The sequence below is a fragment of the Streptomyces sp. NPDC046862 genome, from assembly GCF_040704615.1.
In the GTDB taxonomy this organism is placed as follows: Bacteria; Actinomycetota; Actinomycetes; order Streptomycetales; family Streptomycetaceae; genus Streptomyces.
The window spans coordinates 1-24,883 of sequence record NZ_JBEYXP010000061.1 but is presented as its reverse complement, the minus strand read 5'-3'; the positions used below and the strand labels follow the sequence as shown (position 1 = coordinate 24,883).

General features: G+C 71.4%; 26 protein-coding genes and 2 pseudogenes. 19 read left to right on the top strand and 9 right to left on the bottom strand.

What is annotated here, in order from left to right; all coding sequences use genetic code 11:
• The first annotated feature begins 124 nt into the window (after positions 1–124).
• Entirely contained in the window at positions 125–850 is a 726-nt protein-coding gene (locus AB0959_RS44260; RefSeq protein ID WP_366832546.1) for a 3'-5' exonuclease, read from the top strand.
• Here the strand turns inward: AB0959_RS44260 and AB0959_RS44255 are convergent.
• Positions 847–1,833, bottom strand: a complete 987-nt coding sequence (locus AB0959_RS44255; RefSeq protein ID WP_366832545.1) for a DMT family transporter — start codon at positions 1,831–1,833, stop codon at positions 847–849. The genes AB0959_RS44260 and AB0959_RS44255 overlap by 4 nt on opposite strands.
• 91 nt (positions 1,834–1,924) lie before the next feature.
• Here AB0959_RS44255 and AB0959_RS44250 point away from each other — a divergent pair, with 91 nt between their 5' ends.
• A complete protein-coding gene (locus tag AB0959_RS44250; RefSeq protein ID WP_366832544.1) occupies positions 1,925–2,839 on the top strand; it encodes a LysR family transcriptional regulator in 915 nt (304 codons plus the stop codon).
• A 29-nt stretch (positions 2,840–2,868) separates the two neighbouring features.
• Here the strand turns inward: AB0959_RS44250 and AB0959_RS44245 are convergent, their stop codons facing one another.
• Positions 2,869–3,720 carry an aminoglycoside phosphotransferase family protein gene (locus tag AB0959_RS44245; protein ID WP_366832543.1) on the bottom strand — a complete coding sequence of 284 codons (852 nt, stop codon included), beginning with the start codon at positions 3,718–3,720 and terminating at the stop codon, positions 2,869–2,871.
• A gap of 347 nt (positions 3,721–4,067) precedes the next feature.
• On the opposite strand from AB0959_RS44245, the gene AB0959_RS44240 reads away from it, so the two are divergent.
• From AB0959_RS44240 to AB0959_RS44220, 5 genes and pseudogenes are all read left to right on the top strand, one after another.
• Entirely contained in the window at positions 4,068–4,964 is an 897-nt protein-coding gene (locus tag AB0959_RS44240) for a sugar ABC transporter permease (protein WP_366832578.1), read from the top strand.
• The gene (locus tag AB0959_RS44235) at positions 4,961–5,794 is read left to right on the top strand and encodes a carbohydrate ABC transporter permease (protein ID WP_366832542.1); all 834 of its coding nucleotides are present in this window, start codon (positions 4,961–4,963) and stop codon (positions 5,792–5,794) included. The genes AB0959_RS44240 and AB0959_RS44235 overlap by 4 nt, the downstream gene beginning before the upstream one ends.
• Positions 5,794–7,098: a sugar ABC transporter substrate-binding protein gene (locus tag AB0959_RS44230; protein WP_366832541.1), complete on the top strand. Its 1,305-nt coding sequence runs from the start codon at positions 5,794–5,796 to the stop codon at positions 7,096–7,098. The genes AB0959_RS44235 and AB0959_RS44230 overlap by 1 nt, the downstream gene beginning before the upstream one ends.
• A gap of 37 nt (positions 7,099–7,135) precedes the next feature.
• A pseudogene (gene mgt, locus AB0959_RS44225) lies at positions 7,136–8,369 on the top strand (macrolide-inactivating glycosyltransferase).
• Positions 8,370–8,549: 180 nt separating this feature from the next.
• Positions 8,550–9,539 carry a CDP-alcohol phosphatidyltransferase family protein gene (locus AB0959_RS44220; protein ID WP_366832540.1) on the top strand — a complete coding sequence of 330 codons (990 nt, stop codon included), beginning with the start codon at positions 8,550–8,552 and terminating at the stop codon, positions 9,537–9,539.
• 94 nt (positions 9,540–9,633) lie between these two features.
• Here the strand turns inward: AB0959_RS44220 and AB0959_RS44215 are convergent, their stop codons facing one another.
• On the bottom strand, positions 9,634–11,907 hold the full coding sequence (locus AB0959_RS44215; protein WP_366832539.1) for an MMPL family transporter: 2,274 nt from the start codon (positions 11,905–11,907) through the stop codon (positions 9,634–9,636).
• A gap of 279 nt (positions 11,908–12,186) precedes the next feature.
• Between AB0959_RS44215 and AB0959_RS44210 the strand changes: the two genes are divergently transcribed.
• The 9 genes and pseudogenes from AB0959_RS44210 to AB0959_RS44170 all read left to right on the top strand — a co-directional run.
• Positions 12,187–12,738 carry a DUF1697 domain-containing protein gene (locus AB0959_RS44210; protein WP_366832538.1) on the top strand — a complete coding sequence of 184 codons (552 nt, stop codon included), beginning with the start codon at positions 12,187–12,189 and terminating at the stop codon, positions 12,736–12,738.
• A 236-nt stretch (positions 12,739–12,974) separates the two neighbouring features.
• Positions 12,975–13,232 carry a gas vesicle protein gene (locus tag AB0959_RS44205; protein ID WP_366832537.1) on the top strand — a complete coding sequence of 86 codons (258 nt, stop codon included), beginning with the start codon at positions 12,975–12,977 and terminating at the stop codon, positions 13,230–13,232.
• Between the two features lie 198 nt (positions 13,233–13,430).
• On the top strand, positions 13,431–13,805 hold the full coding sequence (gene gvpJ / locus AB0959_RS44200) for a gas vesicle protein GvpJ (RefSeq protein WP_366832536.1): 375 nt from the start codon (positions 13,431–13,433) through the stop codon (positions 13,803–13,805).
• Positions 13,802–14,635 (top strand): GvpL/GvpF family gas vesicle protein, encoded by an 834-nt coding sequence (locus AB0959_RS44195; protein ID WP_366832535.1) that lies wholly within the window; start codon positions 13,802–13,804, stop codon positions 14,633–14,635. The genes gvpJ and AB0959_RS44195 overlap by 4 nt, the downstream gene beginning before the upstream one ends.
• Before the next feature lie 3 nt (positions 14,636–14,638).
• Entirely contained in the window at positions 14,639–14,890 is a 252-nt protein-coding gene (locus AB0959_RS44190; RefSeq protein WP_366832534.1) for a gas vesicle protein GvpG, read from the top strand.
• Positions 14,887–15,279: a gas vesicle protein gene (locus tag AB0959_RS44185; RefSeq protein ID WP_366832533.1), complete on the top strand. Its 393-nt coding sequence runs from the start codon at positions 14,887–14,889 to the stop codon at positions 15,277–15,279. The genes AB0959_RS44190 and AB0959_RS44185 overlap by 4 nt, the downstream gene beginning before the upstream one ends.
• Complete coding sequence (locus AB0959_RS44180) at positions 15,272–16,201, top strand: GvpL/GvpF family gas vesicle protein (protein ID WP_366832532.1); 930 nt, start codon at positions 15,272–15,274, stop codon at positions 16,199–16,201. Before AB0959_RS44185 ends, AB0959_RS44180 begins: the two co-directional genes overlap by 8 nt.
• Positions 16,198–16,410 (top strand): gas vesicle protein, encoded by a 213-nt coding sequence (locus AB0959_RS44175; protein WP_366832531.1) that lies wholly within the window; start codon positions 16,198–16,200, stop codon positions 16,408–16,410. The genes AB0959_RS44180 and AB0959_RS44175 overlap by 4 nt, the downstream gene beginning before the upstream one ends.
• 37 nt (positions 16,411–16,447) lie before the next feature.
• Positions 16,448–16,726: pseudogene (locus tag AB0959_RS44170) on the top strand (gas vesicle protein K); the annotation flags it as partial.
• Here the strand turns inward: AB0959_RS44170 and AB0959_RS44165 are convergent.
• Positions 16,654–17,556 carry a transglutaminase domain-containing protein gene (locus AB0959_RS44165; protein WP_366832530.1) on the bottom strand — a complete coding sequence of 301 codons (903 nt, stop codon included), beginning with the start codon at positions 17,554–17,556 and terminating at the stop codon, positions 16,654–16,656. The pseudogene AB0959_RS44170 and the gene AB0959_RS44165 overlap by 73 nt on opposite strands.
• A 60-nt stretch (positions 17,557–17,616) precedes the next feature.
• Between AB0959_RS44165 and AB0959_RS44160 the strand changes: the two genes are divergently transcribed.
• Genes AB0959_RS44160 through AB0959_RS44150 form a run of 3 tightly spaced genes read left to right on the top strand, consistent with a single transcriptional unit; the run spans position 17,617 to position 19,956 of the window.
• Positions 17,617–18,639, top strand: a complete 1,023-nt coding sequence (locus AB0959_RS44160; RefSeq protein WP_366832529.1) for a 2-dehydropantoate 2-reductase N-terminal domain-containing protein — start codon at positions 17,617–17,619, stop codon at positions 18,637–18,639.
• 26 nt (positions 18,640–18,665) lie between these two features.
• Entirely contained in the window at positions 18,666–19,283 is a 618-nt protein-coding gene (locus AB0959_RS44155) for a TIGR03086 family metal-binding protein (protein ID WP_366832528.1), read from the top strand.
• A gap of 55 nt (positions 19,284–19,338) precedes the next feature.
• Positions 19,339–19,956, top strand: a complete 618-nt coding sequence (locus AB0959_RS44150; RefSeq protein WP_366832527.1) for a DsbA family protein — start codon at positions 19,339–19,341, stop codon at positions 19,954–19,956.
• Between the two features lie 77 nt (positions 19,957–20,033).
• Here AB0959_RS44150 and AB0959_RS44145 read toward each other — a convergent pair whose 3' ends face one another.
• The 5 genes from AB0959_RS44145 to AB0959_RS44125 form a co-directional block, all read right to left on the bottom strand.
• Positions 20,034–20,771, bottom strand: a complete 738-nt coding sequence (locus tag AB0959_RS44145; RefSeq protein WP_366832526.1) for a sirohydrochlorin chelatase — start codon at positions 20,769–20,771, stop codon at positions 20,034–20,036.
• A 6-nt stretch (positions 20,772–20,777) separates the two neighbouring features.
• A complete protein-coding gene (locus tag AB0959_RS44140) occupies positions 20,778–21,656 on the bottom strand; it encodes an ABC transporter permease (RefSeq protein ID WP_366832525.1) in 879 nt (292 codons plus the stop codon).
• On the bottom strand, positions 21,643–22,428 hold the full coding sequence (locus tag AB0959_RS44135) for an ABC transporter ATP-binding protein (protein WP_366832524.1): 786 nt from the start codon (positions 22,426–22,428) through the stop codon (positions 21,643–21,645). Before AB0959_RS44135 ends, AB0959_RS44140 begins: the two co-directional genes overlap by 14 nt.
• A 34-nt stretch (positions 22,429–22,462) precedes the next feature.
• On the bottom strand, positions 22,463–23,575 hold the full coding sequence (locus AB0959_RS44130) for an aliphatic sulfonate ABC transporter substrate-binding protein (protein ID WP_366832523.1): 1,113 nt from the start codon (positions 23,573–23,575) through the stop codon (positions 22,463–22,465).
• A gap of 235 nt (positions 23,576–23,810) precedes the next feature.
• A partial coding sequence (locus AB0959_RS44125) for a GTP-binding protein (RefSeq protein WP_366832522.1) occupies positions 23,811–24,883 on the bottom strand: 1,073 nt, incomplete at its 5' end.

Below are 24,883 nucleotides of genomic sequence, written 5' to 3'. Positions count from 1 at the left end.
GGCCCGCCGGCCCTGGCCGTTCCCGTCGGCATGCCCACAAGCGGAATGCGGTCCTCGGATTGTCAGTGGCCCATGGGATGGTGGAGGCCACTGGGGGAAAGCACCACTGAGAAGGGGGGCCACGATGGCTTGGCACCGGGAGCTGCTGATCGGCTTCGACCTGGAGACGACCGGCACGGACCCGCGCGAGGCGCGCATCGTCACGGCGGCGGTCGTCGAACTCAGGGACGGCAGTGAGCTCGGCCGCAGGGAGTGGCTCGCCGACCCGGGCGTGGAGATCCCCGCCGACGCGGTCGCGGTGCACGGCATCAGCAACGAGCGCGCGGCGGCCGAGGGCAGGCCCGCCGACCAGGTCGCCGACGCGGTCGCGGACGTCCTCGTCACGTACTGGAGGACGGGAGTGCCGGTCGTCGCGTACAACGCGGCCTTCGACCTCACCCTGCTCTCCGCCGAGCTCCGCCGCCACGGCCTGCCGTCGCTGCGCGAGCGCCTCGATGGCGTCGACCCCGCGCCCGTCATCGACCCGTACACGATCGACCGCTCCGTGGACCGCTACCGCCGCGGCAAGCGGAACCTCGAAGCGGTCTGCACGGAGTACGGGGTCGCGCTGACCTCCGCCCACGACGCCACGGCCGACGCCCTCGCCGCGGCCCGGCTCGCCCGCGCCATAGCCGAGCGCCACCCCAAGGTCGCCGCCCTCGGCCCGGCGGAGCTGCACCGCCGCCAGATCGAGTGGTACGCGGCCTGGGCGGCGGACTTCCAGAACTTCCTGCGCCGCAAGGGCGACGCGGACGCGGTGGTGGACGCGTCCTGGCCGCTGCGTGAACTGGCGGACGAGCCGGCCGTCTAGGCGCTGGTACGTGTGGTGTTCGGGCACACGGGTTCCTGTTCCGGTTCCTGTTCCTGTTCGGTGAGGTGGGTCGGGGCGGAGGCGCGAGGGGACGCGGCGCGAGACGCCGCGGCGCGTGCCCGGCGTTCGACGGCCTGGCCCCAGTAGGTGCCGGTGACCATCAGGGCCGCGCCCAGCCCGGTGAGGAGGGTGAAGCGCTCGCCGCCGAGGGCGACACCCAGGGCGGCGGCCCAGATCGGTTCCGTGCCCAGGAGCAGGCTGGCGCGGCTGGCGGAGGTGCGCTGCACCGCCCAGGTCTGCGCGAGGAAGGCGAACACGCTGCAGAACAGGGCGAGGTAGAGCAACTGGAGCCAGAGGGCCGAGTCGGCGCGCGCCAGAGCCGGCAGGTCGCGGGCGGCGAGCGGCAGGAACAGCGCCGTGCCGACGACGGTCTGCACCGTCGTCAGGTGCAGTGGCCGGACCCCCCGGCGCATCGTCAGCCGCCCGACGAGCGCCACGTGCGCCGCCCGCACCACCGCGGCGCCGAGCATCAGCAGGTCACCGCTGCGGGGCGCGTGAAAGCCGTTGCCGGTCATGAGGAGCCCGACGGCCACCACACACACCCCGGCGGCCAGGAAGAACCGGGGAGGCAGACCGCCGGGGTGGCCCGAGCGGTCCAGGAGCGGGGTGAGGACGATGGTCAGGCTGATGATCAGCCCGGCGTTGGCCGCGCTCGTGTGGGCGACGCCGTACGTCTCGACGAGCAGGACGGCGGCCTGGGTGATGCCGAGCGGGACACCGGCCCGGAGCTCGTCACGGGTCCACAGTGGCCCACGGCGGACGGATACCAGACCGGCACAGGCGAGCGCGGACAGCGCGTATCGCGCGAACAGGACGAGCAGCACGGGCAGGGCGGCGGTGGCCGTCTGGGCGGAGAGGTAACTGGAACCCCAGACGAGCGCGACCAGGAGGAGTACCGCGTCGGTACGGCGGGCATCGGGCATGCGCCCACGGTGCATCGCCGGTGTCCCTGAAGCCCAGTACCAACTTCTAAAACGATCCTTTAGCGTCCCTACACTTTCCTACACTGGGACGGTGGACGAACGACAGTTGCGGATCCTGCGGGAGCTGGGCGAACTCGGCAGTGTCACCGCGGTCGCCGAGGCGCTGCTCGTGACGCCGTCGGCGATCTCCCAGCAACTGCGGTTGCTGCAGCGCTCGATCCCCGTGCCGCTCACCGAGCGGGACGGGCGGCGGCTGGTGCTCACCGACGCCGGACAGGCCCTGGCGGGCGCGGCCATCGAGGTGGAGAGCGCGCTGGCGCGGGCCCGGCACACGGTCGACGAGTTCGTGGACCGACCGGACGGTGAGGTCTCGGTGGCCGCCTTCCACAGCGCGGGCGCCGCCTTCTTCCCGCTGCTCCTGCGCGGCCTCGCCGGACCGGACGGGCCGCGGGTCGCGCTCGCCGACGCGGACGTGGCGCAGGACGACTTCCCCCTGCTCACCCGCGCGTACGACCTGGTGCTGGCGCACCGCCTCGACCACGCCCCGCCGTGGCCGCCCACGGTGACCGCGACCACGTTGCTGCTCGAGCCGCTCGACGTGGCGATGCCCGCCGACCACCCGCTGGCCGCGAAGCGGCGGCTGACCCCGCGGGACGTGGCCGACGAGCCCTGGATCGCGGCGCACGACGGTTTCCCGATCCTGGCCACCCTGGAGGCCGTCGCCACCGCGGCCGGACGGCGGCTCCGCCTCGCCCACCGCATCAACGAGTTCGCGGTGGCCTGCGAGGCCGTGGCCGCCGGGGGCGGCCTCGCCCTCATGCCGCGCTGGACCATGCGCCCGCACCCGGCGCTCGTCCTCAGACCACTGAGCGGTGTGCGGGCCCGACGTCACATCGACGCCCTGCACCGCCCGGAACGCACCGCGCGCAGGGCCGTCCGCACGGTCCTCACGGAACTGCGCCGCGCTGCCGCGACGATCCGCGACGGGGACACCGCGACGCCCTGACGGGTGTCACCACTGAGAGGAGCGCCGGCTCAGAACGGATACCACCGCACCGTCTCGTCCCCGTCCCTGAGCGACGCGACCCGCCGCTCGAACTCGGCCAGCGCCTTGGGGTTGCTCGGCGCGTGCTGTGCCACCCACGCACAGCTCGCCGTCTCCCTGGCACCCCGCAGCACCGAACAGCCCTCCCACTCGCGCACGTCCCAGCCGTAGGCAGCCGTGAACGAGTCGTACGCCTCGGCCCCGAGCCCGTAGCGGTCGCGGGAGAGGGCCATGACGACCAGGTCGTGCTCGCGCAGATCGGCGGAGAAGGTCTCCAGGTCGACCAGGACGGGACCGTCGGGGCCCACGTGGACGTTGCGGGGGAGGGCGTCGCCGTGGATCGGACCGGACGGCAGGTGGGGGGCGAGCGCGGCGGCGGACGCGGCGAAGCCGTCGCGGCGCGCGCGCAGGTAGTCGGCGTCCGCCGGGTCGATCGCGTCGCCCGCGAGACGCAGCCAGCGCTCCACGCCGCCCAGCAGTTCGCGGCGGGGAAGGGCGAAGGGCGCCCCGGGCAGCGCGTGCACCAACCGCAGCAGTTCGGCCAGATCACGCGGCTCGGCGGGGCGTACGGCGTCGGGCAGCCGCTGCCACAGCGTCACCGGATGACCCTCCACCGACAGCGGCTCGGGCTCGGCGGCGCGCACGGCGGGGACGCCCGCCTCGGCGAGCCAGAGCGCGACGTCCAGTTCACGGCGCGCGCGGTCGAGGAGTTCGGCGTCGCGGCCCACCTTGACCACCAGGTCACCGGTGGCGAACACCGCGTTCTCACCCAGCGCGAGCAGCTCCGGGTCCTGCCCCAGCCCCGCCTCGGCGAGTACCGCCCGCGCCCGTGCCTCGTCCATCCGTCGCCTCCGTCGTGTCCGTCGCGTCCGTGGTGCGCGTCGTGCTCGTCATGTCCGGCGTGCCCGTGCCGCCCGCCGCGTCCGTCCGTACGCGGCTCGCGCGGCGCCTGTCGCGGGCGTTCGGGCCGTCGTGTTTGCGCCATCCCCCGGCCAGTGTCGCATTCGCACAGGTCGGAACGTCTGCGCGGTCCCTTGACGACCTGACCCTCCCTCAGCACCATGACGGAGGCCGCCCGGTCGGCCAGACCCCCCTGGGGGTGTGTCGTCCCCAGCCGCCCAGAGGAGCCGATTCCGTGGCATTGGCGACCGAGCCGAGGCGACCACCGCGACCCCGCCCGACGAAGGGCGTGCGCCGCCCGGGCCGGGACGGTCGCGCCCTCGACCGCGGCGCCTGGTTCCTCGTCCTGCCCGCGCTGCTGCCCATCCTGGTGCTCAGCGTCGGACCCCTGCTGTACGGGATCGCGCTGGCGTTCACCGACGCCCAGTCCGGGAGGACCGAGCCCACGCGGTGGATCGGGACGCTCAACTTCCAGGACCTGCTCCACGACACGCTGTTCTGGGAGTCGTTCCGCATCGGCCTGCTGTGGGCGGTGGGCGTGACCGTGCCGCAGTTCCTGCTGGCGCTCGGGCTCGCCCTGCTGCTGAACCAGGACCTCCGGATGCGCTGGCCGGCACGGGCCCTCGCGATCGTCCCGTGGGCGATGCCCGAGGTGGTCGTCGGCGTCATGTGGCGGCTCGTCTACAACCCGGACGCGGGCATCCTCAACGAGACCCTCCGCGACCTGGGTCTCGGCGACGGCCGCGACTGGCTGAGCGGACTGGCCACCGCCCTGCCCGCGGTGATCGTGGTCGGCGTCTGGGCGGGCATGCCCCAGACCACGGTCGCCCTGCTCGCCGGACTGCAGAACACCCCGCGCGAACTCCACGAGGCGGCGGCCATGGACGGCGCCGGAGCCTGGCGCCGCTTCCGCACGGTCACCTGGCCCGCGCTCAAGCCGGTGGCGCTCGCCATCACCGCGCTGAATTTTATTTGGAACTTCAATTCGTTCGCCCTCGTGTACGTGCTCACGAACGGCGGACCCGGTGGCCGCACCCGGCTGCCGATGCTGTTCGCATACGAAGAGGCCTTCCGCTACGGGCAGTTCGGGTACGCGGCGGCGATGGGATGCGTGATGGTGGCGGTGATCTCGGTGGTCCTCGCGGTGCGTCTCGTCGGCCGGCTGAGGGAAGGTGAGGAGCGTTGAGGACCCGGAGGGCCGCGCGTGCGGGCCAGTACGCCGCCCTGCTCGCCTATCTGCTGTTCCTCGCCTTCCCGTTCCTCTGGCTGGTCTCCACCGCCTTCAAGCCGCCGCGCGAACTGGGCAGCCTGCACCCCACCTGGATCCCGAAGGACCCCACCCTCGCCAACTTCCGGCAGGCCTTCGACGAGCAACCACTGCTGGACGCCCTGCTGAACTCCCTGGTCGCGGCGGTCGGGGCGGCGGTCGTCGCGGTGCTGATCGCGACGCCGATGGCGTACGTCATGGCCCGGCACCGGGGCCCGCTCTCGCGGGCGGCCACCGGCTGGGTGGTGGTCAGCCAGGCGTTCCCGTTCGTGCTGGTGATCATCCCGCTGTTCCTGGTGCTGAAGAACCTCCGGCTGATCAACTCCGTCCCGGGACTGGTCATGGTGTACGTCGTGTGGGCGCTGCCGTTCGCGCTGTGGATGCTCGTCGGGTACGTACGGGCCGTGCCGCCCGAACTGGAGGAGGCGGCGGCGGTCGACGGCGCCGGGCGGCTGCGGACGCTGGTGTCGGTCATGGCGCCGCTGCTCGCGCCGGGCATCGTGGCTACGGCCCTGTTCGCCTTCATCACCGCCTGGAACGAGTTCTTCTTCGCGCTCGTGCTGCTCAAGAGCCCGGAGAAACAGACCCTCCCTGTCGTCCTCACCCACTTCATCGGCGCCGAGGGCACCGCGGACCTCGGACCGCTCGCTGCCGCGGCCCTCCTCGCGACCCTGCCCTCCCTGCTGATCTTCGCGGTCATCCAGAAGCGGATCACGGGCGGCATGCTCGCCGGGGCGGTGAAGAGCTGATGCGCACACGCCTGCCGACCACCCGTCTGCCGACCGCACGCCTGCTGACCGTGGTCCTCCTGCTGCTCCTCGCGGGCTGCTCGTCGGGCGGCACACGGGACGACGGCCGGATCACCCTCCGCTTCCAGTCCCTCGCCTGGCAGCAGGAGTCCGTGGAGGCCAACAAGGAACTGGTGAAGGAGTGGAACGCCACCCACCCGGACATCCAGGTCGAGTACGTCCAGGGCAGCTGGGACGGTGTCCACGACCAGCTGCTCACCTCCTTCGAGGGCGGTGAGGCACCCGACGTCATCCACGACGCCTCCGACGACCTGGCCGACTTCGCGTACGGCGGCTACCTCGCCGACCTGACCGACCTGCTGCCCGAGCGGCTGAAGGCCGACATCCCGCGGCGGACCTGGGAGACGACGACGTTCGGCGACGGCGTCTACGGCGTGCCGTTCCTCCAGGAGCCGCGCGTGCTCGTCGCCAACGCCACCTGGCTGAAGGACGCGGGCGTACGCGTCCCGACTCCCGAGGAGCCGTGGACCTGGGACGAGTTCCGCGCCGTGACCGAGGAGTTGAGCGGCGACGGGAAGTACGGCGTCGCCTGGCCGCTCAAGGAGCCCGTCTCGGCCACCTTGAACCTCTCCCTCTCCTCCGGCGGCCGGATGTTCCAGCGGGACGCCGACGGCAAGGTGGAGATCCGCTTCGACGACGCCGACGCGGTCGTCCCGCGGACCGTGCACGACCAGGTGAACACCGACCGCAGCGCGGCGGGCAGCACGCTCGGCATGGGCGGCTCCGACACGCTGCCCGGCTTCTTCGGCGGCCGGTACGCGATGGTCCCGCTCGGGTTCTCCTACCGCCAGCAGATCGTGCAGCAGGCGCCCAAGGGCTTCGACTGGCAGGTGCTGCCCGCCCCGGCCGGTGCCGACGGGCTCGCCCAGGGCGTCAGCCCGCAGACGCTCTCGATCGCCGAGGACAGCCCGCACCAGCGTCAGGCCGCCGCGTTCGTCGACTTCCTGCTCCGGCCCGGGAACATGGTCCGTCTCGCGCTCGGCGACTGGATGCTGCCCACGGGCACCAAGGCGCTGAAGGATCCGGCGCTGCGCACGCGGAAGTACGACTGGGCCACCGGGACGGCCCTCGCCGCCCATCTCCGCTCGGCGCCCGCCCAGTCCGTGCGCGGCTACCCGGAGTGGAAGGACAAGGTCGCGACCCCCGCCCTCCAGGAGTACTACAGCGGGGCGATCGGCTTGGACGAGCTGCGGGAACGGCTCGTCGATGACGGCAACCTGGTGCTGGCGCGCTATCAGCGCTGAGGGACGGTGACCGGCCCTGGGCGAGGGCCGGTGAGTAATCGCATTGCACGAGACGTCTCGTCTCGCATACGGTTCGGATCATGACCTCCCACATCGCCATGTTCTCCATCGCCGCCCACGGCCACGTGAACCCCAGCCTCGAAGTGATCCGCGAACTCGTCGCGCGCGGCCACCGGGTGACGTACGCGATCCCGCCGGTCTTCGCGGAGAAGGTCGCCGCGACGGGTGCCGAGCCCGTGCTGTGGCACTCGACGCTGCCGTCCCCCGACGACGACCCCTCGGCGTGGGGCAGCACACTCCTGGACAACGTGGAGCCGTTCCTGAACGACGCCATCCAGGCCCTGCCCCAGCTGATCAAGACGTACGAGGGTGACGAGCCGGACCTCGTCCTGCATGACATCGCGTCCTACCCTGCCCGCGTCCTCGCCCACCGCTGGGGGGTCAGGGCGGTCTCGCTCTCGCCGAACCTGGTCGCCTGGGAGGGCTACGAGGAGGAGGCCCTCGAACCGCTGTGGGCCGAACCGAGGAAGACCGAGCGCGGCCGGGCCTACTACGCCCGCTTCCATGCGTGGCTGGAGGAGAACGGGATCACGGAGCACCCCGACCACTTCGGCGGCCGTCCCGCCCGATCGATCGTCCTGATCCCGAAGGCTCTCCAGCCGAACGCCGACCGGGTCGACGAGACCGTGTACAGCTTCGTCGGCGCCTGTCAGGGGGACCGTACGGCGGAGGGCGACTGGCGGCGGCCGGCCGGAGCGGAGAAGGTCCTCCTCGTCTCCCTCGGCTCGGCCTTCACCAAGCAGCCCGACTTCTACCGCGAGTGCGTGAAGGCCTTCGGTGACCTGCCCGGCTGGCACATGGTGCTTCAAGTGGGCAAGCACGTGGGCGCGGCCGAGCTCGGCCCGGTCCCGGGGAACGTCGAAGTGCGGCACTGGGTACCGCAGTTGGCGGTCCTGCGGCAGGCCGACGCGTTCATCACGCACGCGGGCGCGGGCGGCAGCCAGGAGGGGCTCGCCACGGGGACGCCGATGGTCGCCGTACCGCAGGCCGTCGACCAGTTCGGCAACGCGGACATGCTCCAGTCGCTGGGGGTCGCCCGGCACGTGCCGATGGAGGAGGCCACGGCGGACACGCTGCGTGAGACCGTGCTGTCCCTCGTGGGCGACCCCGAGGTGGCCCGGCGGCTGGCGGACATCCGGGAGCGGATGGCGGGGGAGGGGGGTACGAAGCGAGCGGCGAACCTGATCGAGACGGAACTCGCACGGCGGTGAGCCGGAAGAGCGCGCCGTAGGGTTCACAGCCCCGCGCCCCTTACGGGGCGCGGCCATGGACTCGGTTGCATGGTTCGACCGTTACCCCCTGTGAAAGGTTGCACCGACCGCTTCTTGTTCCTTTGGTGAACGGTTCCCAAGCTGGGCGTGAACTCTCACCGAACGCCAGGAAGCTGACGCATGCGCCGAGACATACCCGACCTCGCCGAGGTACGCCGTATCACCCAGAAGAAGCGTGACGCGTGGTGGACCGTGCTGCTCGTCGACCCTGTCGCCACACCGTTGGTGAGGCTCACCGCGAAGTACACGAGGATCACGCCCAACCAGCTGACCTGGGGCGCCTTCCTGCTGGGTCTGGCCTCGGCCGCCTGCTTCGCGGTCGGCGACTGGCGCTGGCTGGTCGGCGGCGCCGTCGTCTACCACCTGAGCTTCGTCCTGGACTGCATGGACGGCAAGGTCGCCCGGCTCACGGGACAGGGCTCCCTGTTCGGCGCCTGGCTGGACTTCGTCTTCGACCGCATCAGGGTGGCCGTGTGCGCCGTGGCGTTGATGGCCGGCCAGTACCAGCGCACCGATGACGAGCTCTACATCTGGCTGGCCGCCGCCGTCATCGGCCTGGACGCGCTCCGCTACATCAACTCCCTGGAGACGTTCAAGATCCGCCACTCCATGCGCAAGCAGATCAAGGCCCGGCTGCGGGAGGCCCGCCACGCGGAAGACGACCGCGAACTCGCCTTCATGGAAGACCTGTTGCGCAAGAATCCCGAGGCCGACATCGAGCAGGATCTGCGCAAGGCGGTCGGCGCGGGTTCGGAAGGTGCGGGTTCGGAGGACGCGGGTTCGCAAGAAGTGGCGAACGGTCCGCAGAAGCAGCCCCAGGTCATCGATCTGCACCAGGAGTTCCGCCGGCGCTTCCCCACGTACCTGCGCGTACGGTCCTTCCTGCTGCGCCACCGCGTCCGCGCCCATCTGATCAGCGGCATCGAGTTCCAGATGGGCGTCTTCATCGTCGGCCCCCTGCTCGACGCGGTGGCCGGGGCGGCGATCGTCTCCGGCGGTCTGTTGCTGGTCTTCGAACTCGCCCTCGTCTACAAGCTGTTGCTCTCCACCCGTGACTTCACCCGCACCATCGACTCCTTCACCCGCGACGAGGTGACCAGGGCTGCCTAGGGCCCTGGGGCCGGCCCCAGGACATACGGCAGTGGCCGGGGCGCGTGGTGCGCCCCGGCCACGTACGGACGTCCAGGTCCTCGGCGGCGGACGGTCAGACGCCGACCTTCCGGCCCTTCACCGCCGGCGGCGGAGGCGGGGACACGGGCTCCGGGGACTCGTCGTGTGTGAGGTCCGGCAGCCGGTTCAGCCACTTCGGCAGGTACCAGTTGCGCTCACCGAGCAGGGCCATCACGGCCGGGAGCAGCACGCCCCGGATGATCGTCGCGTCGATGAGGACCGCGGCCGCGAGGCCCACGCCCATCTGCTTCATGGACTGCATGGACAGCGTTCCGAAGATCGCGAACACGGCGACCATGATGACCGCGGCACTGGTGACGACCCCGGCCGTGGTGACCACACCGTGCTGGATCGCGTCCTTCGTCGAACGGCCCTTCAGGCGCGCCTCACGGATCCGCGAGACCACGAACACGTGGTAGTCCATCGACAGGCCGAACAGGATCACGAACAGGAACAGCGGAAGCCAGGTGATGATGGCGCCGACGCCCTCCGCCCCCACCAGTGAGGCGCCCCAGCCGTGCTGGAAGACGGCGACGAGGATGCCGTACGCGGCGCCGACCGACAGCAGGTTCAGCACGATCGACGTGACGGCGATCGTCAGCGAGCGGAACGACAGCAGCATCAGGAGGAACGCGAAGACCACGACGAACGCGAAGACCGGGACGACGGCCCCGCCGAGCTGGTCGTTGAAGTCCTTCGAGCTCGCGACGTCGCCGGTGATCGGCGCCTGGACACCGTCGACCTCGCCGAGCGTGGCGGGCCGTACCTCGTCCCGCAGCTTCTCCAGACTCGCGCCCGCCTTGTCCAGGTCCGAGCCGCCCACCAGCGGCACGTACACCAGGGCGAGGTCCTGCGCGTCGTGCACCTTGACCTCGACCGGTCCGCGCGAGGCGCCCGAACTCACCGCACGCTCACGGAAGTCGGCGATCGCGGACCGCACGTCGGAGGCGTTGATGTCCTTGGCCCTGACGACCACCTCGGCCGGTCCGGAGCCGCCGGGGAAGGCCTCGTTGACGCGGTTGTACGTCTGCACGATCGGCAGCGAGTCGCCGAACTCCTGGTCCAGCGTGAGGTTCTGCGTCTTCATGCCCAGCGCGGGCGCCGCGATCGCGAGCAGCGCTCCGGCGGCGACCACCAGCGAGACGGCCGGCTTGGCGAGGACGACGCGCAGGACGCCCGTCCAGAAGCGGCTCCCCTCCGTGGCCGCCTTGCCCGCGCCGCCCCTCTTCCGCCGCTTGTCCGGGTGCAGGAACGGGATGCGGCCCTTCTCCACCCGCTCGCCCAGCATCGACAGCAGCGCGGGCAGCACGGTCACCGACCCCACCATCGCGACCGCGACGACCATCAGCGAGGCCAGGCCCATCGCCTGGAAGTCGGCGAGCCCGGTGAACAGCATGCCCGCCATCGCCACGCACACCGTGACGCCGGAGACGATGATGGCGCGGCCACTGGTCGCGGCGGCCACCCGCAGAGCGGTCTGCGGGTCCCGTCCGGCGGCCCGCTCCTCGCGCTCGCGCCGCACGTAGAACAGGCAGTAGTCGACGCCGACGGCCAGACCCACCAGCAGCATCACGGAGTTCGCGACATCGCCCATCGGCATCCAGTGGCTGACGATGGCCATCAGCCCCATCGTCGCCATGATCGCGGTGAGCGCCAGCGCCACCGGCAGCAGCGCCGCGACCACAGCGCCGAACGCGATCAGCAGAATCCCGAGGGCCACGGGCACCGCGGAGTACTCGGCCTGCTGGAAGTCGTTCCCGAAGGCGTCGTCGAACGTCTTCTTCATGCTGGCGCTGCCGATCTCCTCGATCCGCAGCCGCTCGTGGTCGCCCTGGACGCCCTCGACGGCCTTCAGTACGGGCGCGACGCGCTCACCCGCCGTCTCCGCCTCGCCGCGCATGTCGAACTGCACGAGCGCGCTGCGGCCGTCCTTGGAGATGGTGCGGGTGTCGTACGGGGAGGTCACGTCCGTGACGCGGCCGGTGCCCTCGACGGCCTTCACGACGTCGTCGACGGCGGCCCGGAACGCCGCGTCCGTCGCCTTGATCCCGCCGCCCTTCGCCTGGATCAGGACGGTCTCACCGGCCGGCTCCTCGATCCCCGCGTCCTCGATGATGTGGGCGGCCGTGCTCGTCTCCCCCTTGAGCTCGTCGCTGCCCTTGACGTCGACCTGGCCCACCGCCGAGCCGATCCCCATCGTCAGCACGACGAACAGCACCCACACACCCACGGCCGCCCAGCGATGCCGGGCGCTCCAGCCGCCTGCCCGGGCGGCGATCCCCCGCACCCGTGTCTCTCCGTTCCCCATGACGGGCCAGCCCCCTCGTCCCCGGTGACGGCCCCCTGCCGTCACCTTTCGATTCGAAGGTATGGGGCGGATAAGAGCATCTCTTCCTGCTGTCCGGTGACCCCGCGACCCGGCCACTCATCCCTCCGGACCCCGCCGCCTCCCCATCCGGGAGGACCGTGGGCCCCTACACCTACTTCGAGTTGTCAGGGTGGTGACTCAGGGACCGGCGATCCGGAGGCCGTCGCACGAAGGCGTTGGCTCGGCGGCCGGGCGGGCCCGCGGCCTTAAGGTGTGCGGATGACGACGACGTACGCGGCACTGCTGCGCGGCATCAACGTGGGCGGCAGCAAGAAGGTTCCGATGGCCGACCTGCGCACCCTTCTGACGGGTCTCGGTCACACCGGTGTGGCCACCTACCTGCAGAGCGGCAACGCCGTCTTCACCACGGACGCCGGCGACGAGGACACCCTCGCGGCGGACCTCACGCAGGCCCTGGAGAAGCACTTCGGGTTCACCGTCGACGTCCTGGTGCGCGACCACACCTATCTGAAGGCCGTACGGGACGCGTGCCCCTTCCCGGCCGCCGACCTGCAGCCCAAGCAGCTCCACGTGACGTACTTCTCGACCCCGGTCGACGCGGACCGCTTCGCCTCGATCGACCAACAGGCCTTCCTCCCCGAGGAGTTCCGCCTCGGCGACCGCGCCCTCTACCTCTACGCGCCCGAGGGTCTCGGCCGCTCCAAGCTGGCCGAGACCCTGTCGAAGCCGCGACTGCTCAAGGGCCTGACGGCGACCAGCCGCAACTGGAACACGGTCGTCAAGCTCGTGGAGATGACCGCGCAGGGCTGACGTCGGCCGTGGCTCGTGGTGCGGGCCGTTGGCCGATTCGCTTCCCACGCCGACGGCCGGCTTGGCACGGTAGGACCATGACAAGCACTGACCCCCGCATCCCGGGGACTGCCAACTCCCCTGACGGCAACCCGCATTCGGCAGGACAGCCGGTAGGACAGCCGGTAGGACAGCCGACAGGGAAGGCGGCAGCCCAGCCGGAGCCGGCTGGGCAACCGACGGCGCCTTCCGGCCGTGTGAGTGCCGCGCAGGCGATGCGCGGCGCGGCGGCCCAGCTCGCCGAGCTGCTCGGCACCACGCCCGATTCCGTCTCCGCCCTCCGGCCGGCGCAGGACGGCTGGACGGCCGACGTGGAGGTCGTCGAGCTGGAACGGGTCCCGGACACCATGACGGTCATGGCGACCTACCGCGTCACCCTGGACCTCCAGGGCCAACTCCTCGGCTACGAAAGGGTGCGCCGCTACGCCCGCGGCCAACTCGACCGCACCCGATAGGCCTTCACATTTCCTTCACGTAAACGTTGCCCTGTGGTCTGACACGGATCGCTGCCCCTCCCGTACCTCACAGTGGCACGGCGCCCCTCCCGTGGCCGGTGCCGTACCGAAACCGCGTACGGCACCACCAGGGCAACCACGGCGCCCTGTGCCAGTCCGAGAACGAAGCGCTGCGAGAGGACCCGGACCGTGACCGTGATGACGCAGACAGGCGGGGTACAACCCGCCGTCACCTCGAGCGGTTCGGGGACCGCCGGCCTCTTCGACATCCTCGAACTCATCCTGGACCGAGGGCTCGTCATCGACGTGTTCGTCCGGGTCTCCCTCGTCGGCATCGAGATCCTCAAGATCGACGTACGGATCGTCATCGCGAGCGTGGACACCTACCTCCGCTTCGCCGAGGCCTGCAACCGCCTCGACCTGGAGGCCGGCCGCAAGGCCCCCGCCCGGCTCACCGACCTCGTCGGCGACATGGTCGAAAGCGGTGCCAGGGGCAAGACCAGCGGCGTGATCGGCGGCGCCATCGACGCGATCGGCGACGTCTTCGACCGCGACAAGGACGACGAGCGGTGAGCGACGCCCCGACCACCGACGCCCCGGCCACCGACGCCCCGGCCACCGACGCCCCGGCCACCGACGCCCCGACCACCGACGCCCCGGGTTCCCCGGAGGGGACGGAGCCGACAGCCCCCCTCTACGTCTACGCCATCACCGGCTCCGACCACCCCCTGCGACTCGACGGCCTGCGGGCCGTGGGCGCCGCGGGTGGCACCCCCACCGCGCTGGTCCACAGCGGACTCGCCGTCGTCGTCAGCCCCGCGCCCCCGGACCTGCGTCCCAAGCGCCGTGACCTCGCCGCCCACCAGGCCGTGCAGGAACGGCTGATGGCCGACGGCGCGGTCCTGCCGATGAGGTTCGGCCTGCTCGCCCCCGACGACACGGCCCTCAGGACGGCCCTGGAGCAGCAGGGCGAGGGGTACGCCCGCAGGCTCGTCGAGCTGCACGGCACCACCGAGTTCAACCTCAAGGCCGCACGCTCCCAGGACGACCTGCTGCATGAGGTGCTCACCGAGTCCGACGACGCCCGCCGCCTCAACGAGCTCACCCGCGACGGCAACGGCACCTACGAGGACCGTGTCGCCCTCGGGGAGCTGGTGGCCCGGCAGGTCGAGGCCCGGCAGCGGCTGCTGGCCGACCAGGTCGTCGGGCAGCTGTCCGGCCTGGCCCGCGCCAGCGTCATCGCCGCCCCGGCGCAGGACGACTTCCTCAACGTCTCGTTCCTCGTCGAACGCGCCCGCGCCCACGAGTTCACCGAGGCCGGACAGCGCCTGGCCCAGGACTACGGAGAGGCCTACGACTTCCGGCTGCGCGGGCCCCTGCCCCCCTACAGCTTCGCCGCCTGACCCATGGGCCTGCTGACCGGCATCCTCACCCTCCCCCTCGCACCGGTGCGCGCCACCCTCTGGGCCGCCGAGCAGCTGCAGTACGCCGCCGAAGAGCAGTACTACGACCCTGCCCCCGTCCGACGGGCCCTCACCGAGCTGGAGCGCGACCTGCTGGAGGGCCGCATCGGCGAGGACGAGTACGACCGCCGTGAGGACGAACTGCTCAACCAGCTCGACGAGATCACCGCGCGGAGACGAGCCCCACGACCATGACACAACCGGTAACAGGCGGACTCACCGGAGCAGCCCGCCTTCCCTCCCCCTACGAACCGCCCGGCGGCCAGGCGCCCTCCCTCGCCGACATCCTCGAACGGGTCCTCGACAAGGGCGTGGTGATCGCGGGCGACATCCGGATCAACCTGCTCGACATCGAGCTGCTCACCATCAAGCTGCGGCTGCTGGTGGCCTCCGTCGACAAGGCGAAGGAGATGGGCATCGACTGGTGGGAACACGACCCCTCCCTCTCGTCCCGGGCCACCGCCCCGGACCGCTCCCTCGCGAACAAGCCGGACGAGTCCCTCTCCCTCGCCGAGGAGAACGAACGCCTGCGCGCCGAGATCGCCGCGCTGCGGGCCGCCGACAGGAGCCTGCCCCATGACTGACACTGACACTGACACAGACACAGACACAGACACAGACACAGACACAGACACACGGACGGACCCGCGCACGCACCCTGACCCCGACGCGGAGAAGTCCGCTGACACGGACATCGTCTACGCCTACGCCGTGCTGCGCCGCACCCCGGAGGCCGCCCGCGCGGTCGCGGACCTGCGGGGGGTAGCGGGCGAGCCCATACACCTGCTGGACTTCGCGGACGGCACAAGCGACAGCACGGACGACGGCACCCCGGTGCTCGCCGCGGCCGTGGGCCCCGTTCCGGCCGCGGACTTCGACGAGGCGCCCCTCAAGACCAACCTGGAGGACCTCAGCTGGCTGGAGGCCACGGCCCGGGCCCACCACGCCGTGGTCGCCCCGCTCACCGGGCGCGGCATCGCCGTGCTGCCGCTGCGCCTGGTCACCGTCTACCGCGACGAGGACCGCGTCCGGCAGGCCCTGGACGCCCGCCGGGACGACTTCCTGCCCCTGCTGGACCGCGTCACGGGCCACGTCGAACTCGGCGTCAAGATCTACGCCGCTCCCGACAACGCGCCACCCGAGCAGGAGGCGGCCCAGGGCAAGCGCCTCGGCGCGGGCCGCGCCTACCTGGCCGGACGCCGTCGGCACAAGCGCACGGCCGAGGACGCGTGGCAGGCGGCCACCCAGGCCGCCGCCCACATCTCCGAGACGGCCGGGGCCCTGGCCGTCGACCGCGTCGTCCACCGCCCCCAGAGCGGCGACCTCGCCGGCCCGGCACCCGGCCCGAACGTCAGCAACGACGCCTACCTGGTCCCCGAGGACCACGTCGACGACTTCCGCACCCGCGTCCTCGCGGCGGCCGAGGAGTTCCCCGGCGCCCACGTGGACGTGACCGGCCCCTGGGCGCCGTACTCCTTCGCCCTTCCCTCGGAGCCCGTCGCGTGAGTTCCCTGACCGCCACCCCACAGGCCGCCACCCCGTACGCATCCACCCCGCACGCCGACCGCCCGGTCGCCCTCATCGACCTCCTCGACCGGCTCCTCCAGGGCGGAGTCGTCCTCACCGGAGACCTCGTCCTGTCCATCGCCGACGTCGACCTCGTCCGCATCGACCTCCGCGCGGTCATCGCCCCCGTGGCCGCCCGACTGTTGTGAGGCCCCCATGCCCCCGCCACCGTCCACCCAGGCCCTCCCGGCCCAGCGTCTGTCGGCCGACCCCGACACTGTCGAGCGCGACCTGGTCAAACTCGTCCTGACCGTCGTCGAACTCCTCCGCCAGCTCATGGAGCGCCAGGCACTCCACCGCGTCGACCAGGGCGACCTGACGGAGGACCAGGAGGAGCGCGTCGGCCTGACGCTGATGCTCCTGCACGACCGCATGGGTGAACTCTGCGCGCGCTACGACCTGAGGCTGGAGGACCTCAACCTCGACCTGGGGCCCCTGGGGACGCTGCTGCCGCCGGCCAGCTGAATGGTGCGTACCCCGTCCAGGGTGTAGGAACGGACCTCGTCCGGAGCCCTGAGCCGCGGGTCGGCGTACAGCCGCCGCCACTCCTCCTCGCAGCCGGCGGCGGCGACGGCGTCGGCCAGGGCGAGGTCCTCCCCGGTGAGCACCGAGTCGCTCTCGGGCAGCGCGTCCACGCCCCACTCGTCCCAGGGGAGCACCTCGACCCCGTTGAGCGCGGCCAGGTCCCGCAGGAGATTGCCGCGGACGTACCACAGCCCCCGCAGGCCGTCGATCCAGCTCACCCCGAACGTCCGGGGATCGGCCCGCCCCTCCCGGCACATCCGCCAGGCGTCCCCGGCGACCAGGAAGCGGTCGCGGGGGACGTCCAGCGGGTCGAAGGGCACGTCGTACACATCGACGAGCTGAGGGTCGACCAGGCGCCAGTTCCCGTCCGGCAGGCGGTACTCGGTGACCCAGTGATCCTCGTGCAGGCCCTCGTCGAAGTACGTGGCGAAGCCGCACCGGATGCGCGCCGGGGTGCCCGTGGCCCGCAGCAGCGCACACAGCAGCAGCGCGAAGTCCCGGCAGGTGCCGACGAACCGCTCACCGGGCTCACGGCGGTCGGTGAGCTGCCGGTCGGCCCGCTCGCGCACGATGCGCAGCAGCTCGGTCATGTAGCGGGACTCGGCGTCCTGGTGCTCCCGGTCCCGAGGGACGGCGTAGCCGAACCGCTCGCCCTCTCCCCGATGGATGATCAGGTTCCGTGCCACGGCGGCCAGTTGAGCGAGGTCGCCGGACAGCCCGTCGAGGGGCCCCGGGTCACTGAACGGCGTCTGCCTCAGGTAGAAGTCCATGCCCGGCACGCTCGACCCTCCCCCTGGGACAAGGTCAACCGGCTGTGCGAGGCTCGTCCCATGCGCTACATCATCATCGGAGCGGGGGCCGTCGGCGGCGCCGTCGGCGGGCGGCTCGCGGGCTCCGGACACGAGGTCGTCCTGGTCGCGCGCGGCTCGCAGTACGCGGCGCTGCGGGACGGCGGGCTGCGGCTCAGGGTGCCGGACGGCGAGTTCACCCACCACCTGCCCACCGTCGACGGACCGGACGCGCTCGGCGAACTACGGGCGGACGACGTGCTCGTCCTCGCCGTGAAGACCCAGGACAGCGAGGCCGCGCTGGAGGTGTGGGGCCCCGCGCCGGTGGCGGGCGGGGGCACCGCCGCCGAGCGGCTGCCGCTGGTGTGCGCGCAGAACGGCGTGGAGAGCCAGCGCCTCGCCCTTCGCCGCTTCCGGCGGGTGTACGGGATGTGCGTGTGGCTGCCGGCGACCCACGTCGAACCGGGCGTCGTCTCCGCCGCGGGCACTCCGCTCACCGGCATCCTGCACCTCGGCCGTTTCCCGCACGGCACGGACGAGACCGCCCGGCTGATCGCCGCCGACCTGGAGAAGTCGCACTTCGAGGCACCGGTCGTGCCCGACGTGACGCGCTGGCAGTACGCCAAGCTGCTGGCCAACCTCGGCAACGCGCTGGAGGCCGTCGCCCGGCCCGCCGAGGGCGAGGAGGCCGTCGCGCTGCTGGAGCGGGTGCGGGCCGAGGGCGCGGCCGTGCTCGACGCGGCCGGGATCGCGTACACGGGCGCGCAGGAGCAGCGGGAGGTCCGCGGGGACAAGATCACCCTGGTGCCGCTCGACGGCTCACCGCGCGGCGGCGGCTCCTCCTGGCAGTCCCTGATCCGCGGCACCGGAACCATCGAGGCGGACTACCTCAACGGCGAGATCGCGCTGCTGGGGCGCCTGCACGGCGTACCGACGCCGCTGAACGACCTGTTGCAGCGACTGGCGAACACGTTCGCGCGCGAGCGCCGGGAGGCGGGCTCGATGCCGGTCGCGGAGCTCGTCCGTCTCGCCGACGAGGCTGTCGCGTTTGTTCAAGAGGACTGACGGCGCGGTTCCCTAGCGTGGAGCACATGAGTGATGCGCAGGGGAACAACCCGTACAAGAACGTGCACCCGTACATGGCCGAGTGCGCCGCCGAGGCCGCCCGCGTGGCCCGGGGCGTCACGGCGGCGCACCTGACGGCACCCACGCACTGCCCCGGCTGGGACGTCCGCGCCCTGGTCAACCACTGGGTCCTCTACACCTCGCACGGCCTGGAGCACCGCGCCCGGCGCAAGCCGCTCCCCGAGGAGCTGACCTCGCACGACTTCACCGCCGAACCCGACTGGGCCCGGGCGTACGCCGACCAGCTCGACCGCGCCGTCGCCGCCTGGGACGACCCGGCCGTGTGGGAGGGCGAGATCGACCTCGGGATGGCCACTGTGCCCGCCGCCGACATCGCCCAGATGGTGGTGAAGGAGATGGCGGTCCACGGCTGGGACGTCGCCACCGCCACGGGCCAGGAGATCCACCTCTCCGACGGCGCGGCCCGCCTGATCCTGGACGTGGTCGAGACCCACGCCGAGCTGTACCGCCAGTACGACGGCTTCGCCGACCCGGTGCCGGTGCCGGACGACGCGCCCGTGTTCGAGCGGGCCCTGGCGGCGAGTGGACGGGACCCACGGCAGGGTGCCCAAGTGGACCACTGAAAAGTGATCGGATTGGGTCGGGACCGTGGCCCATCGGGCGCCTAGCGTCGGCGCCATGAGCAACGCAGCACCCATCCGCGTCGACTTCTGGTTCGACCCCGCCTGCCCCTTCGCCTGGATCACCTCCCGCTGGCTTCTGGAGGTCGAGCGTGAACGCCCACTCGACCTGCGATTCCGTGCGATGAGCCTGTACCTGCACAACCTGGGGAACGAACTCCCGGACTGGTACCGGGAGTTGGTGGACAAGTCGATCGGCCCGGTGCGGGTCGCCGTGGCCGCCGCCGAACGGCACGGTGAGAAGGTCCTGCGCGACCTGTACACGGCCTTCGGCACCCGGATCCATGAACGTGAGGCCGAGGACTTCGACGCCGTGACAGCCGAGTCGCTGGACGAAGCCGGGCTGCCGGGCGATCTCGCGGCGGCCGCGCACGATCCGTCGTACGACGAGGCCGTACGCCGCAGCCACGACGCCGGTGTCGAGCCGGACTCGGGCGGCTATGTGGGGACGCCCACGCTTCACGTGGACGGAACGGTGTGGTTCGGGCCCGTGCTGCGGGCGATCCCGCGGGGTGCGCGGGCGGCCGAAATCTTCGACGCTTTCCGGACCCTGGCCACGCACCCCGACTTCTTCGAGCTCAAGCGCACCCGCACGGGAGGTCTGGCCTTCGGCTGAGCGGACGGCCCATGAGGGGCGCGGTTCAGCCCCTCCCACCGGCCTGGGAGTTCATCACCGTGTTTCCAGCGGAGCGCTCAGGCCCCCACAGCGGCCGGCAGCGGGGTACGCGCCGCCTCGTACCGCTCCAGCAGCACCCGCGCCACCTCCGGCGAGGGCCCCAGCACATCCGCCAGGACGTCCGCCTCCGCCGCGCCCCGCGCGATGCGGTCCGGCAGGAAGCCCGGGGCCAGGACGTACGGAGCGACAGCGACCCGCCGGCAGCCCAGCGCCCGCAGCTCCCGCACGGCGTCCTCCGTGCGGGGAAGGGACGCGGAGGCGAACGCAGGCCGCACGGCGCACCAACCGGTGTGCCGCCACTCCCGCGCGATTTCTGCGATCACTGCGATCGCCTCCGGGTCGGTGGACCCCGCCGAGGCCAGCACGACCCCGGTCGAGGACTTGTCGGCGGGGGCCAGCCCCGCCTCGTACAGCCGGCGTTCCAGCCCCGCCAGCAGCAGGGGCGACGGACCGAGCACCTCCGCCTGGCGGATACGGAGCTGCGCCGGAGCCTCCCGCAGAACGGCGGGGATGTCCGCCTTCGCGTGGAAGGCGCGCGTCAGCAGCAGCGGCAGGGCGACCACATCGCGCACTCCCTCCGCCGCCAGGGACTCCAGCACCCCGTGCACCGACGGGATGTTGAAGTCCAGGAAGCCGGTCTCCACGCGCAGTCCGGGTCGCATCGCGCGCACGCGCCGCACGAGGGCGTGCACGGTCGCGGCGTGCCGCGGATCGCGGCTGCCGTGGGCGATGACGAGAAGTACCGGGCTGCGCATGGGAGTTCAGCTTTTCACGAGGAGGCCGCGGCTGCGCAGGACCCGCCGCTCCAGCGGGCTGAAGATCAGCAGGTCGATGGCGATGCCGACGAACAGGATGAGCAGGATGGCCTCGAACACCATGGCCATGTCGCTGGCGGTGCGGGCGTTCTCCAGCAGCTGGCCGAGGCCCACGCCCAGGTCGGGGAACGAGGCGATGATCTCCGCGGCCATCAGCGAGCGCCACGAGAACGCCCAGCCCTGCTTGAGGCCCGCCACATAACCGGGCAGCGCGGCCGGCAGGGTGATGTGCCAGACGCCCTTGATCCCCGTCGCGCCCATCGTGCGGCCCGCCCGCAGGAACAGCGGCGGCACCTGGTCGACACCGGAGACCAGACCGTTGGCGATGGACGGGACCGCGCCGAGCAGGATCACCGCGTACATCATCGAGTTGTTCAGGCCCAGCCAGATCACGGCCGGCGGCACCCACGCCACCGACGGCAGCGACTGCAGACCGGACAGGATCGGCCCGATGGCCGCCCGCACGAACCTCACCCGCGCCACCAGCAGACCCAGCGGGGTGCCGATGAGCAGGGCGAAGAAGAAGCCCAGCAGACCGCGCGAGACGCTGGTCCAGATGTAGCCGAGCAGGTCACCCTTCAGCCAGGCGTCCTGGAACGCCGCTGCCACGGCTCCCGGAGAGGGCAGCTTGGTCGGGTCGTCGACGACCGGGTAGAGCGCGAACCAGGCCACGAGGACCACCGCGATCGCGGTGATCGGCGGCAGGATCTTGTTGACGAGGGTCTGCCGGAACGGGGGACGGCCGGTGGCCGTGGTCTCCAGCGCGTCGAGGCCCGCCTCGATGCTCCCGGCGTCCTGGCCCGGCTTCGTCTCAGTGCTGGCCATGACGGCGGATCTCCCCACGCAGTACATCGGTGATCTCAAGGGACAGTTCGGCCACGGGCGCGTCCTCGATGCGGCGCGGCTGCGGGATGTCCACCGTCCACTCGCGCGCGATCCGGCCCGGGCGCGACGACAGCAGGATGACCCGCTGGGCGAGCCGCACCGCCTCGCGCACGTTGTGCGTGACGAACAGGACGGACACACCGGTCTCCGCCCAGATACGGGTCAGCTCGTCGTGCAGCACGTCCCGCGTGATGGCGTCCAGCGCCGCGAACGGCTCGTCCATCAGCAGCAGGTTGCTCTCCTGCGCCAGTGCGCGGGCCAGCGCCACCCGCTGCCGCATACCGCCCGACAGCTCGTGGACCCGCTTGCCGTACGCGCCCTTCAGCCGGACCAGCTCCAGCAGCTCCTCGGCCTTGCCGCGCCGATCGGGCTTGGGAACGCCCCTGAGTTTCAGGGCGAGTTCGATGTTCTTGCCCGCGGTCAGCCACGGGAACAGGGCGTGCTCCTGGAACATCAGGGCGGGGCGCCCGTCCGTCGTGATGGAGCCCGCGGTGGGCTGGTCGAGCCCCGCCACCAGGTTCAGCAGCGTGGACTTGCCGCAGCCCGAGGCCCCCAGGAGGGTGACGAACTCGCCCGGTGCGACATCGATGGTGATGTCGTCCAGGACGAGCTGCTGCCCGCCCGGTGTCGCGAAGGACTTCGAGACATGCTCAAGGCGTGCCGCGTGCTCGACCGTCTCGGCGGCCTTGACGAGAGTTGTGGTCGTGGCCATGGTCGTCACCTCCTGGGAACTCGTCGGGTCCTGATCAGCTGGTGCCGAGACCGGCGGCGTCGACCGGGCTCTCGCCCTCGGCCTTGAGGACCTTGTTGAGGAGCGTGAGGTCGTAGATGCCCTTCAGGTCCGGCTTCTGCAGCAGACCGGCCTTGACCGCGTGCTCCGCCTCGGTGTTGAGGGTGGAGGCCAGCGGGTCGTTGGTGATCTGGATCGACTTCCACGCCGGGTCCAGGACGTTGGCCGGGAGCGCCTTGCCCGAGTCCGTCTCCAGCTGCGCGTTCGCCGCGGCCTTCGCCTCGTCGGGGTTGGCGTTGATCCACTTGTTGGTCTCGACCGACGCCTTCAGGACCGCCTCGACGGCCTTCGGGTGCTCCTTGAGGAAGCTCTGCCGCACGATGATGTTCGTGATCACGAACTTCTTGTCCGGCCACAGCGACGCCTCGTCGAGCAGCACCTTGCCGCCCTCGGCGACCAGCTTGGACGCGGTCGGCTCCGGCACCCAGGCGCCGTCGACGGAGCCGGACTTGTAGGCGTCGGGGGTGATCTTGTTGTCCGTGCGGACGACGGTGACGTCACCCTTGCCGCTCTGCGGGTCGACCTTCCAGCCCTGGTCGGCGGCCCAGTTGAGGAACGCCACGTCCTGCGTGTTGCCCAGCTGCGGCGTCGCGATCTTCTTGCCCTTGACGTCCTTCAGGGACTTGATCTTCTTCGGGTTGACGACCAGCTTCACGCCACCCGACGCCGAACCGCCGATGATCTTCAGGCTCTTGCCGTCGGACTTCGTGTAGCCGTTGATCGACGGGGACGGGCCGATCCAGCCGATGTCGATGGAGCCCGAGTTGAGGGCCTCGATCTCGGAGGGGCCGGCGTTGAAGATGGCGTACTTGGCCTGGGTGGCGCCGAGCTCCTTCTGGAAGAAGCCCTTCTGGTTGCCCACGAGCGCGGTGGCGTGGGTCAGGTTACCGAAGTAGCCGATCTTCACGGTGTCGAGACCGTCGATCTTCTTGGCGCCGGCGGCGACCTTCTCGGTGTTGGTGTTGTCCTTCGACTCGGAACCGTAACCGCAGGCGGCGAGCGCCAGCAGGGGGAGAGCTGCGGCAGCGGCGATGCCGCGGCGGAGAAGCGTTGAGCGGTTGGCAGGCACGGGAGGGGTTCCTCTCGTTGGCCCGGCGGTCACGGTGGTTCAGGTCGTGGCCGGGAGGTCAGAAAAAGGGACTTCGTCTCAACCGGGACGTCGGGTGGGGGGACGGGGCGCGCAGGCAGTGCGCGTACGTCATCGCACACATCGGGCGACTCCGCCCTGTCCGCTGCCGAGGGCGCCGCTGCCGACACGGCCGCCCTCCTTCGCGAACGTCGCGTAGAAATCGGTGGAGTTCATGTCAGAAGTCCCACCCGTCGTCCTCGGCCTCGTCCTTGACGGGCTCCGGGGCCGCGAATGACTCGCCGACCATGCCCGCGGTGAGCGTGGTGCCGTCGTTCGGGTCGATGAGGATGAACGAGCCGGTGCGCCGGGAGTCGGCGTACGAGTCGACGGGCAGCGGCTCCGCGGTGCGGATCTTCACCCGGCCGATGTCATTGGCGACGAGGTGTCCCGGGTGCGGGTGCAGGGACAGGTCGTCGAGCGTGAGACGGGAGGGGATGTCCTTGACGATCGCCTTGACCGTGCGGGTGCCGTGCTTGAGCAGCACGCGGTGGCCGACGGTCAGCGGGGCGTCGGCCACGTGGCAGACGGTCGCCTCGATGTCCTGGGTGGTCGCCGGAGCGTCCTTGCTCGGCACGATGAGATCACCGCGCGAGATGTCGATGTCGTCCTGAAGCAGGAGGGTCACCGACTGCGGCGTCCACGCCACGTCGACCGGCTTGCCCAGCAGGTCGATGCCCGCGACCTTGGTCGTACGGCCGGAGGGGAGCACCGTCACCGGGTCGCCCACCCGGAACGAACCGGCCGCGATCTGCCCCGCGTACCCCCGGTAGTCCGGGAGCTCGGCGGTCTGCGGGCGGATCACGAACTGCACGGGCAGCCGGGCGTGGCAGTGCGCCAGGTCGTGGCTGACCGGCACGGTCTCCAGGTGCTCCAGCACCGTCGGGCCGCCGTACCAGTCCATGTTCGCCGACGGCTCCACCACGTTGTCACCGGCCAGCGCCGAGATCGGGATGGCGGTGATCTCGGGGACGCCCAGCTCGGAGGCGTACGCCGTGAACTCCTCGGCGATCTTCGCGAACACCCGCTCCTCGTAGGCGACGAGGTCCATCTTGTTCACGGCCAGGACCACGTGCGGGACCCGGAGGAGCGCGGCGATCGCGGCGTGGCGGCGGGTCTGCTCGACGACACCGTTGCGGGCGTCCACGAGGATCACCGTCAGCTCGGCGGTGGAGGCGCCGGTGACCATGTTGCGGGTGTACTGCACGTGGCCGGGGGTGTCGGCGAGGATGAAGCGGCGGCGGGGTGTGG

Bases quoted from the DNA above. Each gene is read 5' to 3' on its own strand.
- AB0959_RS44255 (WP_366832545.1), bottom strand. From the start codon at position 1,833: ATGCCCGATGCCCGCCGTACCGACGCGGTACTCCTCCTGGTCGCGCTC.
- AB0959_RS44190 (WP_366832534.1), top strand. From the start codon at position 14,639: ATGGGCCTGCTGACCGGCATCCTCACCCTCCCCCTCGCACCGGTGCGC.
- AB0959_RS44135 (WP_366832524.1), bottom strand. From the start codon at position 22,428: ATGGCCACGACCACAACTCTCGTCAAGGCCGCCGAGACGGTCGAGCAC.
- AB0959_RS44260 (WP_366832546.1), top strand. From the start codon at position 125: ATGGCTTGGCACCGGGAGCTGCTGATCGGCTTCGACCTGGAGACGACC.
- AB0959_RS44245 (WP_366832543.1), bottom strand. From the start codon at position 3,720: ATGGACGAGGCACGGGCGCGGGCGGTACTCGCCGAGGCGGGGCTGGGG.
- AB0959_RS44210 (WP_366832538.1), top strand. From the start codon at position 12,187: ATGACGACGACGTACGCGGCACTGCTGCGCGGCATCAACGTGGGCGGC.
- gvpJ (WP_366832536.1), top strand. From the start codon at position 13,431: ATGACGCAGACAGGCGGGGTACAACCCGCCGTCACCTCGAGCGGTTCG.
- AB0959_RS44160 (WP_366832529.1), top strand. From the start codon at position 17,617: ATGCGCTACATCATCATCGGAGCGGGGGCCGTCGGCGGCGCCGTCGGC.
- AB0959_RS44185 (WP_366832533.1), top strand. From the start codon at position 14,887: ATGACACAACCGGTAACAGGCGGACTCACCGGAGCAGCCCGCCTTCCC.
- AB0959_RS44165 (WP_366832530.1), bottom strand. From the start codon at position 17,556: ATGGACTTCTACCTGAGGCAGACGCCGTTCAGTGACCCGGGGCCCCTC.
- AB0959_RS44220 (WP_366832540.1), top strand. From the start codon at position 8,550: ATGCGCCGAGACATACCCGACCTCGCCGAGGTACGCCGTATCACCCAG.
- AB0959_RS44150 (WP_366832527.1), top strand. From the start codon at position 19,339: ATGAGCAACGCAGCACCCATCCGCGTCGACTTCTGGTTCGACCCCGCC.
- AB0959_RS44180 (WP_366832532.1), top strand. From the start codon at position 15,272: ATGACTGACACTGACACTGACACAGACACAGACACAGACACAGACACA.
- AB0959_RS44230 (WP_366832541.1), top strand. From the start codon at position 5,794: ATGCGCACACGCCTGCCGACCACCCGTCTGCCGACCGCACGCCTGCTG.
- AB0959_RS44215 (WP_366832539.1), bottom strand. From the start codon at position 11,907: ATGGGGAACGGAGAGACACGGGTGCGGGGGATCGCCGCCCGGGCAGGC.
- AB0959_RS44145 (WP_366832526.1), bottom strand. From the start codon at position 20,771: ATGCGCAGCCCGGTACTTCTCGTCATCGCCCACGGCAGCCGCGATCCG.
- AB0959_RS44155 (WP_366832528.1), top strand. From the start codon at position 18,666: ATGAGTGATGCGCAGGGGAACAACCCGTACAAGAACGTGCACCCGTAC.
- AB0959_RS44140 (WP_366832525.1), bottom strand. From the start codon at position 21,656: ATGGCCAGCACTGAGACGAAGCCGGGCCAGGACGCCGGGAGCATCGAG.